This window comes from Klebsiella sp. Sb-30 (genome assembly GCF_057652795.1).
The window spans coordinates 4,724,880-4,740,164 of record NZ_CM172749.1 but is presented as its reverse complement, the minus strand read 5'-3'; the positions used below and the strand labels follow the sequence as shown (position 1 = coordinate 4,740,164).

11 protein-coding genes are annotated in these 15,285 nt (G+C 47.4%); 4 read left to right on the top strand and 7 right to left on the bottom strand.

What is annotated here, in order from left to right; genetic code table 11:
• Position 1: 1 nt before the first annotated feature.
• The 6 genes from AC236I_RS22150 to AC236I_RS22125 form a co-directional block, all read right to left on the bottom strand.
• The gene (locus AC236I_RS22150; protein WP_044348410.1) at positions 2–889 is read right to left on the bottom strand and encodes a winged helix-turn-helix domain-containing protein; all 888 of its coding nucleotides are present in this window, start codon (positions 887–889) and stop codon (positions 2–4) included.
• 526 nt (positions 890–1,415) lie between these two features.
• A complete protein-coding gene (locus AC236I_RS22145; protein ID WP_065905752.1) occupies positions 1,416–2,330 on the bottom strand; it encodes a winged helix-turn-helix domain-containing protein in 915 nt (304 codons plus the stop codon).
• Between the two features lie 761 nt (positions 2,331–3,091).
• Complete coding sequence (locus AC236I_RS22140; RefSeq protein ID WP_157792083.1) at positions 3,092–4,135, bottom strand: fimbrial protein; 1,044 nt, start codon at positions 4,133–4,135, stop codon at positions 3,092–3,094.
• A gap of 22 nt (positions 4,136–4,157) precedes the next feature.
• A complete protein-coding gene (locus AC236I_RS22135) occupies positions 4,158–6,704 on the bottom strand; it encodes a fimbria/pilus outer membrane usher protein (RefSeq protein ID WP_064357573.1) in 2,547 nt (848 codons plus the stop codon).
• A gap of 29 nt (positions 6,705–6,733) precedes the next feature.
• Complete coding sequence (locus AC236I_RS22130; protein ID WP_032716439.1) at positions 6,734–7,423, bottom strand: fimbrial biogenesis chaperone; 690 nt, start codon at positions 7,421–7,423, stop codon at positions 6,734–6,736.
• Between the two features lie 61 nt (positions 7,424–7,484).
• Positions 7,485–8,051, bottom strand: a complete 567-nt coding sequence (locus AC236I_RS22125; RefSeq protein WP_032716440.1) for a fimbrial protein — start codon at positions 8,049–8,051, stop codon at positions 7,485–7,487.
• A gap of 1,022 nt (positions 8,052–9,073) precedes the next feature.
• On the opposite strand from AC236I_RS22125, the gene AC236I_RS22120 reads away from it, so the two are divergent.
• From AC236I_RS22120 to yjeJ, 4 genes are all read left to right on the top strand, one after another.
• Positions 9,074–9,418 carry a hypothetical protein gene (locus AC236I_RS22120; protein ID WP_224050096.1) on the top strand — a complete coding sequence of 115 codons (345 nt, stop codon included), beginning with the start codon at positions 9,074–9,076 and terminating at the stop codon, positions 9,416–9,418.
• A gap of 62 nt (positions 9,419–9,480) precedes the next feature.
• Positions 9,481–10,764 (top strand): HlyD family secretion protein, encoded by a 1,284-nt coding sequence (locus AC236I_RS22115; protein WP_487608639.1) that lies wholly within the window; start codon positions 9,481–9,483, stop codon positions 10,762–10,764.
• Entirely contained in the window at positions 10,757–12,868 is a 2,112-nt protein-coding gene (locus tag AC236I_RS22110) for a peptidase domain-containing ABC transporter (protein WP_032716442.1), read from the top strand. The genes AC236I_RS22115 and AC236I_RS22110 overlap by 8 nt, the downstream gene beginning before the upstream one ends.
• Before the next feature lie 28 nt (positions 12,869–12,896).
• A complete protein-coding gene (gene yjeJ, locus AC236I_RS22105; protein ID WP_044347947.1) occupies positions 12,897–13,745 on the top strand; it encodes a YjeJ family protein in 849 nt (282 codons plus the stop codon).
• A gap of 210 nt (positions 13,746–13,955) precedes the next feature.
• Here the strand turns inward: yjeJ and AC236I_RS22100 are convergent, their stop codons facing one another.
• Positions 13,956–15,284, bottom strand: coding sequence for an OprD family outer membrane porin (locus tag AC236I_RS22100; RefSeq protein ID WP_487608638.1), 1,329 nt, complete (start codon positions 15,282–15,284; stop codon positions 13,956–13,958).
• Between the last annotated feature and the right edge of the window lies 1 nt (position 15,285).

The following is a 15,285-nucleotide window of genomic DNA, read 5'->3' as shown; positions in this document are numbered from 1 at the left end:
TTTAATGATCCTCAATAAAATAATCTGAAATACAGTAGTTGGGACGAGTCATAGGTTTGTTACACCGAATAACGGAAGCCCTGGGTAGCATGGCATAACGGCTGATGTATACCCATGGGAATTTTTTACAGTCAGGTTTGAATTGATTGCCATAGGTGAGCGCCGCCGCTTTCTCATCGGTGTTATGAATCTCTTTATTGAGAAAAAAGTGGCAGCCGTTGGTGTTTACGGCAAGCATGTAATTTTCGAAGTATCGACTTCCCTGGAACTGAGCGAGTATGACTTTGATATCGGCCAGCAGGATAGAAAAAATAAGAGCGGTGATTAAAAAAAAAAGCTTACTGAATTTCCTGATTCCTGCTTTATTCAGACTTTGTTCGGCAGGTATGTCGGGAACCGCTGCGACTATTCCTGATACCGGCTCCGACGCCCGTAAACTGCCGATATGATCTGAGTCCGCTGAGTCAGGCGTATCGTGGTGGACAGGCCGGGCACCCTCCTCGGTTTTTGCCTCCTCAACATTAGCGATCGGCAGGACATCGGCGGATTCAATAACCTGAACCTGCGTTTCACGGGCCAACGTTAAACCGATACGCGGTATCGTGGTAATAGGATCGGCGGGAAATCCAACTTCTTTCAGACCCTTTCGGAGTAGACAAATATTCTGATAGTAGGTATTTGCAGAAACGACGAGCCCGAGTTTCTCCCAGACGTTATACATAAATTCCTGCTGTGTAACTATCGTATTTGAACTCTCAATTAATAGTAATAAACAACGACTTGCAGGAGAGTTTAAGACCACCATTTGCGTGGGATTGATAAGGTTCCTTAACTGGCGAGTCGTGGGGTGAAATTCAACAATGTTGTTAATAATGTAATATCTATGCATGGATTATATAAAACTCTTTCAGGAACAGGAGGGCTTTATCTCGGCGGATGCAGATAAAAATTAAGAACTTTTCACATTCAAAAAAAATTATAAATGATAGATTAAGCTCTGCATATTATGGCGCCTGGCGAAAATTCTTATTTATACCGTTACGGTGAATCACCATGATTGCTCGCCAGCCATGTGGGAGAGGTATTCTGTTCATCAAGATAATTTCTGACTGTACGGCAGAGGGCGCTACCTCTCCTGGAGTTCATGTCTGTCGTCTTAACGTAAGTAAGGAAAGCCACTGTTGATCTGGCGTCACAGCGTTGTCGTCGGGCGATCTGCCGATGTGCTCGGGGTGTATGAGCTGCTTTCGTAAGCCATGAAAGGGTAAGCGGAGTTATGTGAGGGAGAGGGAGTCTGCCGTAGAGTGGATAGCTGACTGGCCGGCACCGTTTAAGTAACAATCCACGGCCGATATTGCTTTTTCCTGCGCCTGTAAACCGGAAAAGTGGAAAATGATCGCGTAGTGCTTAAGCTGTTATTCAATGAAGTATTCTGAAATACATAAAGTAGATTGCGTGAATGGTTTATTACAGCGGATGATCGACGTTCGGGGAAAGTCAGCCAGCGTTGTTACGTATACCCAGGGGTAGTTCACACAATCACCGGTGATATGTTGGTCATATTTATTGAGTACCTCCATTTTCACACTCTCGGATACCGCTTTTGCTGATAGCACGTGGCAGCGCTGAGCTGTAGCAATCTTTACATAGTCAGAGAAATAGTTGTCTTTTATCGCTGTCAGATATGAGAAAAGCAGCGTGATGAATGCCAGGCTTATCGCCAGCAGAACGCCATTTTTTACGCTAAAGCCCATCCGGTATATATTTGTTCTGGTAAGCGAGGGGGGAAGGAAACGGTGCTCTGCTGCAGGAGATGGGGAAACTTGTTCCGCATATTCACAGGTAGTCGGCAGGGTGGTGGCGGGAGGCCGATGGCTATATTCTTCCACCTCCGTGTTTTCGTCGGATTGGCCAGCCCCGGTTTCGACTTCAGGAGTGGTTTCCGTGACTAATTTCCGAATCTGGGTACCTGTAGCCAGAGTAAGCCCAATACGGGGAAGGGTGATAATGGTATTATCCTCCAGCCCGGCGTGGATAAGGCTTCTGCGGAGAATTGAGATATTTTGATAGTAGGTGTTGCTGGTCACCTTCATACCACTCTGTTTCCAGGCAATATCCATAAAATCCTGCTGTGTCACGATATTACCGATATTATTAATGAGTAACTGCAAACAGCGACCTGCGGGGACACTCAGCGTTACCTTCAACGCCGGATTATGGATATTGCATAACATATTGGTCGCAGGTTGAAACGTCACGCAGTCGTTAATAACATAATACGTATGCGCATCTGCTAACCATTTATATCGTTCATTGCTGCCATTTTTCATTGTATTGATCTCCTGGCGAAAAGGGATACATAATCACGTAAACAGGAAAGCTACATAATGAATCTTTGTTATTATTTTTGCTTTATTTGACCCTAGAGATATTACCTCATCGTGATGCCGGCTGAAGGGCTGCAGCCTGTTGAGGAGGTTGGACGTGTCAAACGAAAGCGTAGAAAGAGCTCATCTCTGCGTTAATAGCAGCCAGGCTGGGGGGCGATATGCTGTGCTGAACTTCAGGTCTGACTAAGCGCCTGTCCCATCATGGCTATTTTACTTGCCACTTTGGACCTGAGCAGTGCCGAAATTCTCAGGTACTACGCGTACGCGCTGGTTTCTGCGCGCTGCCTGTCTCCACACTGGATCACCACGAACGCCCGCCGTGGCGCCGCCATACTTTATGCGCATGGGCGTTGGTTTTATTACCCGGCTCATCCGGGAACCTCGCCCTTACGTATCGCCGCGTCGAAGCATGTGAATCTGTTCTGGACAGATTTGTTGCTCACCCCGGTCATTTACTGGGGTACAGCTGGTACGGGCTCCCGGCGTTGCCGTTTTCTGCCACTCAGATTATTTAAGTGATAACGATTTGCGGCAAAAGGTTTTTGTGCTGCATGAGTCTGCTGTGTATCGCGGGCAGTTTGTGGAACTCAGGATGCAAGAGTGCATGTGGGATAAATTGTCTAATGATATTTATAATAGTTGTACCAGCCCGATGAATAATGCCCCCTTGCGGAGGGCATTATATATTCCGGGCCCGGGGATCAATCTTCCTGGATCACAACCTCTATCACCGCTTTGACCAGACCATCTGAAATATCATTATTCATCTTGAAATAATCAGCGGTTAAGCTGATATCCTGATCGAGGCTAAGGGACGTAATATTGTACGCATCGGTATCATAAAATTTCACTGGATTACCCTCTTTTTTCAGGATGATCCCGACATTTTTGGCGCCGCTACCTCCCGGCGCTGGGAGGATAGCATTTTCCATTACCCCAATATCGCCGGTCACCGAGCTTTTTGGGTTAAACCAGTAGGTGAGCTTCTGGCCTTGCAATTCACTGGGGCAGGTAATATTCATGTCAATGGTTTTGCCTTTGCCGGTTGCCGCGCCGGAGGAAAGCGCTAACAACTCGCTTTTATTAATTCTTTGCAGATTGACCGTGCTGGGACCCTTCACCGAAATATTACAGCTCTCATTACGAAAGGAAACTCTTGTTGTTTTGGGATTTACCCAGTAGATCGCGCCCCCCCTTTCATACGTTGGATAGGCCGGGTCTCTCACGCGAAACGTAATTTCGACATTGATGTTAGTCGCCCCGCTGGTATCGATGGGGCCCGTTTTAACCAGCCACGCAGAGAAGAACGGTGTGGCGGGAAACTGTGCCGATCTGTCAAAAGGCGTCGGCCAGGACCCGGCCTCGCCGGGAACCTGTTTGCCGACGCGGCTGGCGAATATATCGCTAAATTGAATACCAATACCGGATACGCCCGTTTCATAAACGGGCATACCGCGGAGAGTCATTCCTGGAACCTGCGAAGTGCTCACTTCGACGACATATTCTGCGCCGGGATTGCACCGGAACAGCCTGTGGTGCAAATCCATGCCGCCTATTGTCTTAGAATAAAGAAATGCTCCAACCGGAAGCGCAGGATCGGCCGATATCTTAGGATATAACGTCATACCCTGGCGCTCTTCCACACCACCATCGTTGCCGGCAGCATCCGTATAAGTGCATAGCCGTGCAGCTGAAACCCCGCTACTGAAAAAGACGGCGGCCAGCAGTACAATCATTTTTTTCATTTCACTCATCTCGTTATGATGATTATCGACACAAGGCTTCAGCCTGACTGACTCCGGAATTTTTCTTCTGGCCGGCGGACAAGGTATATATGGCGGTACATTGCTGGCCTGCTTTTTTCCCCCAGCTTACCGTCAGTACGCCAGTTGGCTGAAGGCCGGTCATATAGACCATACCGGCGTCGCTCACGATACTGGCTTGAGATTTGGCGGCACCGGAAAGCGTGACCATGGCGCCAAAAGGCACTTCGCGGCCTGAAGGCGTTTTAAGATGAATAAATGCCCGCAGCCCAATATTCCCGGCATAGTTTGTGCGAACAATGGCGCCTCGCGTAGGGACAACCCGCTGGGTGGTCTGCATCAGCTCCATCTCTTCGCCAAAGGACGTGCTATCCAGAGTGATGTCGGTACTGCGGTAGGGGGTAATATAGGGAACGATGGCATAGCCGCGACCGTCCGTGACGATAGTGGAGTCCGAGCTGAGCCTGACGTTGTCTAAACCAGGGGCCTTGATCAGGACCGCTGCGTTGCTGATATTCTGCCCAAGCGTTATGCCGTCCGCGTGTGCAATCAGACTGCCATTGGCGCCGTAGTCGAACCGTCGGCTGTTGTTGTCGTAGCTGTAGCCAGCGCTTACGCTGCCGCGAGAGCCGTTGTATGCTCCCCGAATGTCGCCGCTATAGTATTCACGATTGCTATAGCCCTGCTGGATGTTCCAGTCGAGGTTGTTGTCTTCCAACGCTATACCGCCTACAGAGACGTACTGATCCGTGGAGCCTGGGCTACTTTCGGTGATTTGATAGCTGGCATAGGTATTGGGCAACCAGTTGCTCAGCGGTATAGAGATGGTGAGGGCAACGCGCTGATCGTTTCGCGATTCGCGGCTGGAACTGTGAATCCCCCAGGTATAGCGGCTATAGCTGTAGCCGAGATAGTAGTTAATTCCCCGCCAGCCGCCGTTGTAACCCAGGCTCAATGATTTATTCGTACGCTTGTTATCCCAGTAATCTTCTACAAGCGCGCTGATGGATACGCTGCCATGCGCTCTTCCCAGACTTTGGTTCAGCGTGAAGTTAGTGCGATTACGTAAAGAACGGCCGGAGTAGTAATACCCGTCATGGGCATAGGTGTTAAGCACCTCAGAGAGCGTGTTAAACCCTTTTGTCGAGTAGCGATAGCCGGCAATGGTAAAGTTGGTCCCGGTTTCAATAATATTTTTACCGTAGCGTAAACGCCACGACTGGCCGGACGTTTTATCGTCATAGCGTTTTTTAGACCATGCCTGGGTCACATCTGCCGAGAGGGCGCCAAGACTGGCAAGGTTATAGCCAATCCCGCTTGAAAGAGCCTGATATTTGGCCGATGCCTGTACGCCGCCAAAAATCGTGGCGCTGGATGTCAATCCATACTTGGCAGTGGCCTGCGTAAAGGGCGTGTCGTCAATGGTGCCCACATACGGGCGGTACTTCCCGGAGGTGATTTCATATTCGAATTGCTTCTCGCGCAGCATCACCGGCAGGACCGCGAACGGCACGATGAAGTTCTGTCTTGAGCCGTCGGACTCTTCAACCGTCACGTACAGATCGCCGCTGCCGCCGCTCGGATACATGTCGGTAATTTCAAAGGCGCCTGGGGCGACGTAGGTCTGGTAAACCTGATAGCCGTTCTGCTTGATGACAACGCGGGCGTTGGTTTTAGCAATACCACGGATTACCGGAGCATAGCCGCGCATACTTTCTGGCAGCATGCTGGTATCCGTCGCCAGCTGCACCCCGGAAAAGGGGACGCTGTCAAATATGCCGGACAGGGAAGAGCTTTCACCGATGATCAGATTGCTGCTGATAGAGCGTAAGCTGCGTTGGAGATAAAGATAAGCGGAATCAAAATGGTCTGATTCACCCTTGCTTTTATTCCACATGCTCAGGTTTCTGACCCGCCACGGGCCGATATTTATCCCGGATTCCAGGTTCAGGCTATAGTATTCATTATCGCTTTTATAATCCTGAGAACCATTGAATTGATAGTTTACAAACATGGCGTTGATGCCGTCATCAAATTTTTCCGGCGGGATGTAGTCATTGGCCACGGTACTTATCGCGGCCTGAGGCACGGAAATATCTAAGCGCTGAGCGGCAAAATCGAAAATGGTTTTGCTGTCCGGGATGATATCGAAATTGCTACACCCTTGTTCACTCTCCTTGAGCTCAGGGAATGACTTGACTCTGACACCATATTGCGAGAGTACATCTAACGTAAAGCAGGGAATAAGATTGAGCTTTTTATCGAGTTTATTGCTTCGGGTGTCCGTGATAAATTTAACATTTTTGGTTTCCAGGTAACGGCCATTAAAAACAACATCAACCCGATAGTCTCCCGGAGCCTGGGCATTGACCGATTGATAAACTGACAGATCGGGAATGTTGGATGTGTCACCTCCATTGACTGATGAAATGAATGCCGGGTCAAAGAATTCACGGGCGTTCACTTTAGTGTGAATACTCGCCGTCATTATAGTAATAATAGCTATGCAGATCGTAGATAGCCTGAAGGTATTGTTGTGTTCTATAGGCATAAAAACATCCATTTATAAATGCGAACTGTTTATGGCAGTTGCGATGAATAGAGGGAACCTGCTCCTCCATAATCATTCACTATTTTCCACGTGACTTTTGTAGCATTACCGTTATCTTTTAGCGTTATAACTTTTGATGAAAAGGGTTCAATGAATTTAATTTTTGCCTGATATTCATTGGCGCCAATTTGTACGTTTCTAAAATAGTAAAAGAAAGGCGTCGGGTTTTTAATGGTGAGCTGTTTACCCGCTCTGCGCCACTCTATTTTTTGGGCTTCGGTATTATTGGATAACTCAGCTAACGCTTTGGGCCGATAGATTAATCGCATGCGATGCCTGACGGCGAGCTGTATAGTATTGCTGTTCGCATAGGTATCATCAGACGGTGGTATCGCCATGATGTTAAAAAAATAGGATGATTCGCGGTCAGTGGGAGCATTGATGCTAGCTACAGAGAATATACGGACAGTATTCTTCTGCTTCATCTCCAGGCGAAAAAGCGGAGGTGTCACTATGAAGGCTGGTGTTTTCCCTTCTGGCGCTTCAACCCATGATTTGATCAGATAAGGCATTTCGTCTTTATTATCAATTTGCGCAGATATCTCACGAGCGCCTTCTTTATAAAGATAGCGGGTTGATTCGATAACAATTCCTGCATGCGCAAAACCACTCAGCATCATGGCGAAGGCAAGGGTTGCCTTGATCATCATCTGGTACATTAGATTCCTTCAGCATTTAATTAAAAAGGTCTGCCGGAATGACAGACCCTTTAAAAATTAATTAGATGGTGTAATCAATGGTAAAGGTCGCAATGCCTTTCACCGGACCTTCAGTGACCGGGTTAGCGGCATTGACTTTCACATAACCTGCCAGGTACTCCAGGTTAGTTGCCTGGTGTGGGGTATAGGATTCGGCAAGCGGAGTGCCATCAAACTGGATACGCGCGCTGTTGCTCTTTTTCTGAATACCGATACCGATGTTTCCGGCACCGTTAGCTGCCACGTTATCCAGAATTTCAGGTGATGAAGAGGTCGTACCGGTAACTTTAACGCTTAGGCCGGTTACGTTGTTTTCATCCGGGCCGCCAATAGCGCAATCAGTCACCTGGAAACCAAACTGCTGGTGTTTAAATAAGGTATTCGCTGATTGACCAGTAGCTTCAGCAGTGGTCACCGTCATCAGCTTAACAATACCGTTGTTAAGCGTACCGGTTGGCGTGACGACGCAAGAGGTTTGGGAGTCTGCCACTTCGCCCAGGATAGTCACTTCAGCCTGGTTTGTTGCCAAAGCCTGAGCACTGAAAGCCGCAGAGGCAGTAATAACCATAGCCAGAATTGTTTTTTTCATCCGTTTAATCCATTCATTTAAAGTTAAATTATTAATACCGGAAAAGGTGCCGAAATTAGACTTCAGAAACTGATCCCGTATGTATCCGTATATACTTACTCTTTAACCATTTAACGGTTTGTGTGGGTAAGCGGTGCTATATTAATCGCGGCTCGCACAAATACTCATCTGATTTTTCTTTAATAAAGCTGAAGGGGGTGAATAACTGTCGATTAACCTCTGGATGTGGTTTGCTGATTTAAGTGGAACAGGATGCGCCGGCCGCCATAACCGGGAGCTCAGGCGTAAAAAATGATGCGCAGAGAAAAATTATAAAGTTAAACAAAGTTAATAGCCGTTAAGTGCTTAAATGATTGGGTTTAATCTTGATGATGGCATATAGTTTGCTTTTATTACGACAGCACATTAGTGGAACGTTTATAATAATGGCGATGTTGTTAATAACTTTAGGTTTATTATTAATGACTGTTGTATTATCGTCTTTACTGGTCTCTGCGATACCTTGAAACATCTTGTGGTGCAACAGGTAAAATGAGGATAGGGTAGAGATATGTGCAGATTTAAACTTGCTGTGGCTAAGGCGGGAAACATTTGTCATATCGGTTCTGTGGTTTTGCTGTTATCTGTTACGCTGACTTGTATCTGACATCACCAGCTATATTGCTTTTAATATTACCTGGGTGAATCTAATTTTTTGTGATTCAGAAAATTTAATCATTTCTCTCGCTTCTCTTTCTGCGACTGACCAGGGCCGGTGCTTTGTTCTGTCAGTGCCGCAACGCATATACATGCGAAGCATACTGGTTATCGCAGGTTGCTTAACGTCTGATGTTTATTCCCGTGGATGCCAGGATGGGGCCTGAATCATATTTTTATTTCTTATTTTATTTTGCACTGTAGAACATTCATGAAACTAAAGTTGTTTTTTTAGCGGAAGACCTGAAAATAGCCACCCATCAGCACAGCATATGTGATTGATAAATTTATACCATCTGGAATATACAAGTTTATATAAGGACTAAATGATGAAAGAACTTTCTTTTGAAGAAATGAATGTGGTATCCGGGGCGTACTCCTGGAGCAGTCCGTGGGATATCTTTGGCAATATCGGCGAAGCGGTGGTTAGTGCGACGCTGGGCGCGGTGGCGGGCTTTGCCGCCGGAGCTATTATTGGCGGTAAACACGGCGGTGACGGTGGTGGGGTCCTTGGCTTTGGTACTATTGGTCAGGGCGTTGGTATGATCGTTGGCGGTATTATTGGTGGTATTACCTGCGGGATTGGCGGGGCAATTGTAGGGTTTGAAAACACATGGGAATATACTCAGAAAACACTTGACGGTTTCCTTGACGGTACTTTCAAACCTTGATTTTAAAGTAGCATCTAGTTTGGCCCGATGCGTCGGGCCTTTTAATATCAGGCCGGGTACTCATGGGTAAAAGATTGTTCAGGCGGGAAGCGATAGAGCATCAGAGAAGCTACTGGAAAGGAAGAGTCATTCTGCTCAGAGGCGTTTCACCATTAATCATTTCCGCATGCTGCGTTGCTTTTCTAGTGATGATTATTGCGATGCTTTGTCTGTTTAAATATACCAAAAGAATCGATGTTGTTGGTGAGGTTATCACGTTACCGCATCCTCTTAACATATCTTCACCGCAGCCTGGTTCAGTCTCCAGGCAGTCTATTCAGGTCGGGGATGTGGTTAAGAAGGGTGAGGTATTATTTGAACTTGATGTATCTAAAAGCACCGATGGTGGGAACGTCAGTGATACTAATGTTGCAATGGTGAAAGCAAAGATAGTTAATGCTGAAGATATCATCGCGAAGCTTAAGGTAAACAAAGATGGTTTCATTGAGACAACGCACCGTCAGATTCTGCGTTATGAACACTCCCTGAATGAAACTGAAAAGATGCTGACTACGGCGCAAAAGGGGCTCACCCACATAGAGAAATCGCTACAAAACTATAGCGACTATCTTAAGAGAGGGTTAATCAATAAAGATCAGTACAATAATCAGCACTCTCTTTTTGTGCAACAGCAAAATGCGTTTCAGTCATTATCATCGCAAAAAATGCAGCTGGAATTACAGCTCACGCAGACGCGGAGTGATTTAACCGTCAAGACGGCAGAACTTGATAACCAGATTACCTCGCAATATTCTCAGCTGAGAGATCTGCAGACGCAGCTCATTGAAAATAGCGCCAACGGTAAAATTGTAGTGAAGTCGACTATTGGTGGCCGGGTCGAATCGATTGCGGTTACCCGCGGTCAAATGGTGGAAGCCGGGAGCAGCCTGGCTCAGGTAAAACAACTTACCGGTATTGAGTACTATTTATTGCTGTGGTTACCCGACAACAGTTTACCCTATGTCAAAATCGGCGATATCGTTAATATTCGCTACGATGCATTTCCTTCCGATAAATTTGGTCAGTTTTCGGGGAAAGTGCTGTCGATATCATCGATGCCGGCGACCCGACGGGAGTTGGCTGAATATAGTAATAACCAGATGAGCAATGCGCCAGCGCCTACGTTATATAAAGCAATCATCAATATTAAAGACAAAGAATTTATCTATAAAGATCGCAGGCTGGTTCTGGCGAATGGCCTCAAGGCGAAAAGTATCGTTTTTACTGAGGAAAGACCGCTGTACCAGTGGCTATTCTCGCCAGTATATAAAGTCGTTCAGAGTCTGAAGGGACCCGGAGATGAATAAAGATGTGCTTGATTCTATTTTTAAAAGAATCAATTTTTCCATGAAAAACAAAGTTCCGGTTATTATCCAGTCTGAGTCAACGGAATGCGGTAATGCTTGTTTATCAATGATTTGCGGTTTCTACGGGAAAGATATCGATCTGTTTAATTTTCGTAACCGCTACGGTTCCACTTCACAAGGGGCGACATTAAACGTTCTGGCGGCGATTGCGCAGAAGGCTGGACTCAAGACGCGGGCCCTGTCGCTGGATATTGCTGAGATCAAGGAACTCCGGCTGCCGTGCATCCTGCACTGGTCGTTAAACCATTTTGTCGTTCTGGTGGCGATAAAAGGGAAGCGTTTCATTATTCACGATCCGGCGCTGGGAAGACGCGTGGTGCATCTTCAGGAATTATCAGAAAACTTCAGCGGTATTGCGCTGGAGGCATGGCCTGATAGCGACTTTCGCCAGGAAAAGCAGCGCTCCCGACTTAAGCTACTGGACTTAATGCACAACATGGTTGGCCTCAAGTCGGCACTGATCAAAATATTCATGCTGTCCGTGGTGATTGAAACGGTGAATTTGCTGTTGCCGATGGGGACGCAGATCGTGACTGACCATGTCATTACCGCACATGACGAAAACCTGCTGCTGGTCATCTGCGTCGGGTTAATGTTTTTTACCATTTTTAAAACCTGGGTCAGCATGATCCGCGCGTGGGTCTCTCTCAAGTTGAATACGCTGACCGACGTGCAGTGGAAAACCAGCTTTTTTGATCATCTGATGAGCCTGCCGCTGGCATTTTTTGAAAAGCGCCAGTTAGGGGATATACAGTCGCGGTTTGCTTCTCTGGATATCATTCGCGCAACGTTTACCAACAGCATCGTGACGGGAATGATCGACTCGATCATGACTATTGGCCTGCTTATCATGCTGAGTTTGTATGGCGGCTGGCTGGTCTGGGTAGTATTAGGTTTTACCGTTTGCTACGCCATCATGCGAGCGCTGACCTATAAGTTTTATCGTACCGTCAGCGAGGAGTTAATCGTCAAACGTGCGCGTTCTGGCTCGCATTTTATGGAGTCGTTGTACGGTATTGCGACGATAAAATCGCTTAATCTCAAAAACAGACGCTCGCAACATTGGCTGAACACCAATATTGATGTCAGCAATGCCGGTCTGAAACAGACGCGTTTTGATATGCTGTTCGGCGGCATAAACACGTTCATTAATTCAGCCGATCAGGTTGTGATTTTATGGCTGGGCGCGCAGATGGTGATGGATAATACTATGACCATTGGTATGTTTATGGCGTTTAATGCCTATCGCGGCCAGTTTACTCAACGTGCCGCCTCGTTAATCGATTTGACGATGCAGCTGAAAATGCTGTCGCTGCACAACGAACGTATTTCTGAAATTGTCTATAGTGAGCCGGAGGTCGACTCCCCGTTAAGAAACGTTTTCGAAGAGAATGTTGGCGTCTCTCTGGAGGTTCGGGACTTAGCCTATCAGTATGATTTATTGTCAAAACCTGTTTTTTCTAACGTCAATATTAGCGTGGCCGCAGGAGAGTCCGTCGCGCTGGTCGGCGTGTCGGGCATTGGTAAGACGACACTATTAAAAGTCATGTCGGGTCTGCTCACGCCTGAACGAGGCGAGATATTTATCGGTGGTTTCGATATTAACAAAATTGGCATTAATAATTTCCGCAGCAATATCGCCTGCGTCTTACAGGAAGATCGTCTTTTTTCCGGATCCATTACCGATAATATTTCGGGGTTTGACGATGAGGTAGATGAGGCGCTGGTCATCGAGTGTGCGATGCAATGTAATATCCATGAAGAGATTTTACGCATGCCGATGGGCTATGAAACGATTATCGGGGAACTGGGTGCCGGGATTTCTGGCGGCCAGAAGCAGCGCCTGCTGATAGCTCGCGCGCTTTATCAAAAACCACGAATATTATTTATGGATGAAGCGACCAGTCATCTCGATATCAATAATGAAAAGATAATTAATGCAGCGATTGAATCCTTAAATATTACCCGGATTATTATTGCTCATCGTCCTTCGACTATTGCCTGTGCCGACAGGATTATTGATTTGGCAAAAATCACACCGTGACGTCATATTTTATTAAGAGAATCATTTTATGAACAAACTAATGGGTATTAATACCGGGATTATTAAATCAGCGACAGGCGTACTAGCGTTGGCGCTGAAAGCACACAGTGCATCGGGCTCCGAAAGTCTCATTTATCTGCCGCCCGATCGGCTACAGTCCTTGCTTTTTGCCGTCTTTAGCGGTTATCGCAGGCTGCAGATGATGTTCCGGGAGGATGCTGAGGGCGTCAGAGAGCAAGTGATTGCCCAGTCTGAAGCGTTAAATAGCCGGATCCCTGTCGTCACGCTTGATGAGGTCCAGCAGCCCGATGTCGCTCTGCGGACGATCGATTTTGTGATGAAGCCGTATCAGGAACGGGTCACGTTTTTGTTCTTTTTGCAAAATGATAGCGTGGTCGCTATCGATCTGGCATTGACTCAGATGGAGTATCTACTGGGGCTATTATTAACCACGATCCAAAAGACAGAAGATCGGGACTTTATTTCGCTGGCATTACGGGAAAACGATTTTATACCTTTCTATACCGTTGACTTTATGCCTGCGAATGGCGAGGGCATTAAATATAATCAATTTGATGTTCCCGCCTGGAAATCCGCCGCGTTGGACGATTTTTATTCACTGCTTATCGTGCAGGATAATGGTGATATTCCGTGCGGGGTTATTATTAAAGCGGTACCGGGAATTGAACCGAGCCGGGTAAACGCGATTGGTGAGCTGTTGCTCAACAATAACTCGTTACTCATACCCTATCGGCAGCACACCATGACCTTTGAGTATGAAAAGATGGATCCCGCCGCGACAGTAGAGGAGAGAGAGAGTCTGCTAAAGGCGCATATTAAACATCGGCAGGCAAAGATAGATTTATCAGCCCGCTAGAGTCAATCCATCGCCAGGCAAGCCAGCAACAGAGCCCGGAAATCGGGCCTGTCAGCGACGCGGCCACACATCACATTTTTTCGTTCACACGCGCCGGCAAAACGCTTTTTGCGGTCATGATTGTTGAGTGCAGACTCAACAGCGCCTCTTGCTATTTATCGGCGCTGATGGTCTGCAGCGAGAGTTGTTCTTTTACGGCAGGATGAATGATCAGAACAGACTAAAGCGATACTCGATGATGACCTCGGAAGAGAGGGAATTAGCCCGGATATAGTGTCCATCGTTCAGCACCGGCGTTTTTCCGTTCATACGATAGGACCATCCTGGCCCGAACATCGCCCAGACGGTCAGATTTTTCAGCTTCGGATGCGTTGGTACCCAGCGGCTAAACGCGTTGATTTCACCCGTACGCACGTGGTTGCCCTTGTAGTTGAACTGCGCAATGTTGCCCGCCAGACCTATCGCCAGCTCTGGCGTCAGGTTGTAGTCTGAAATATTTGCCAGCACCAGCTCCCCGTCACGCATGTAGTCGCTGCCGGCGTAGGCCATCGAAATAAAGGTGCCGCGTGAGTTCTTGCTCATATGCCGGGGGAAAAAGCCGATTTCGTGGGCTTTTTCGGCATCGGTATAGCCCAGCCCCCACTTCGTGCTCCAGTTATCCGCCTGCCATTTGACATCAATCGCATAATGCCGGGCATTGCTGTCGAAATCGCGCTTATTGGCCGGCATCGCTTTATATTCATCCAAAGCATGAGTGGCATAAATCTGCGTACCAATATTTAACTGCTTCAGCGGTTTGAGTTGCGTGAACAGCACATGGCGGCGCAGGTAGTTATCGCTTTCACCATAGCCGTACTGTAAATTCAGCCGGTCGCTCTGCCACAGAATATCGCCGCTGGCGATATGGTTAAGATAGCGTCCGGTGTTGGTCTGGAAGCGCTTCTTATCCGGCGAGTTACGGTCCATCGAACTTTCGATATAGGCGCCGCGCAGGGTCACGTCACCGTAGTTGACGCCGCCGGTCCAGCCGAGATAGGTGGTGGGCGACAGACGGGTAGAGGTGGAGATGACGCCAGTGTTTTTAATCATCTGCCAGCCCCAGCGGGCGTTCAGATTGAGATCGGCGAGTTGATATTTCAGCTTCATGCTGCGCTGACCAAACTTGGAGAAACCTTCGGCATTGCTCTTTTTATTACCGGTCCCGTTATTATAGAGCACGCCGCGCGAGTTAAAATAGTCGCTGGCACCCAGCTTGATGGCACCGTAATAAGTTGCATCGAAACCGATGATATCGGCGAAATAACCTGACTGGTAATCCACGGCAATGCCCTGGCCCCAGGCATTGTGCACTTTCTTGGGTTCTGTCTCTTCTTCCTTAAGATATTTCCAGTAGTTTTTAAGCGACAGCGTCATATGGGACTGGCTAAAAAAAGGATCGGCAAATACCGTATCAATCATATCCGCTTGCGCAACGTCATTCGCTGACCAGGCACAGGCAGGAAGCGTCAGCAGCATCATAGTAATAATATTATTTTTCATT

Excerpts from the sequence above, each read along its gene's own strand:
- AC236I_RS22150 (WP_044348410.1), bottom strand. The coding sequence starts at position 889 with ATGCATAGATATTACATTATTAACAACATTGTTGAATTTCACCCCACG.
- AC236I_RS22145 (WP_065905752.1), bottom strand. The coding sequence starts at position 2,330 with ATGAAAAATGGCAGCAATGAACGATATAAATGGTTAGCAGATGCGCAT.
- AC236I_RS22140 (WP_157792083.1), bottom strand. The coding sequence starts at position 4,135 with ATGAAAAAAATGATTGTACTGCTGGCCGCCGTCTTTTTCAGTAGCGGG.
- AC236I_RS22135 (WP_064357573.1), bottom strand. The coding sequence starts at position 6,704 with ATGCCTATAGAACACAACAATACCTTCAGGCTATCTACGATCTGCATA.
- AC236I_RS22130 (WP_032716439.1), bottom strand. The coding sequence starts at position 7,423 with ATGTACCAGATGATGATCAAGGCAACCCTTGCCTTCGCCATGATGCTG.
- AC236I_RS22125 (WP_032716440.1), bottom strand. The coding sequence starts at position 8,051 with ATGAAAAAAACAATTCTGGCTATGGTTATTACTGCCTCTGCGGCTTTC.
- AC236I_RS22120 (WP_224050096.1), top strand. The coding sequence starts at position 9,074 with ATGATGAAAGAACTTTCTTTTGAAGAAATGAATGTGGTATCCGGGGCG.
- AC236I_RS22115 (WP_487608639.1), top strand. The coding sequence starts at position 9,481 with ATGGGTAAAAGATTGTTCAGGCGGGAAGCGATAGAGCATCAGAGAAGC.
- AC236I_RS22110 (WP_032716442.1), top strand. The coding sequence starts at position 10,757 with ATGAATAAAGATGTGCTTGATTCTATTTTTAAAAGAATCAATTTTTCC.
- yjeJ (WP_044347947.1), top strand. The coding sequence starts at position 12,897 with ATGAACAAACTAATGGGTATTAATACCGGGATTATTAAATCAGCGACA.
- AC236I_RS22100 (WP_487608638.1), bottom strand. The coding sequence starts at position 15,284 with ATGAAAAATAATATTATTACTATGATGCTGCTGACGCTTCCTGCCTGT.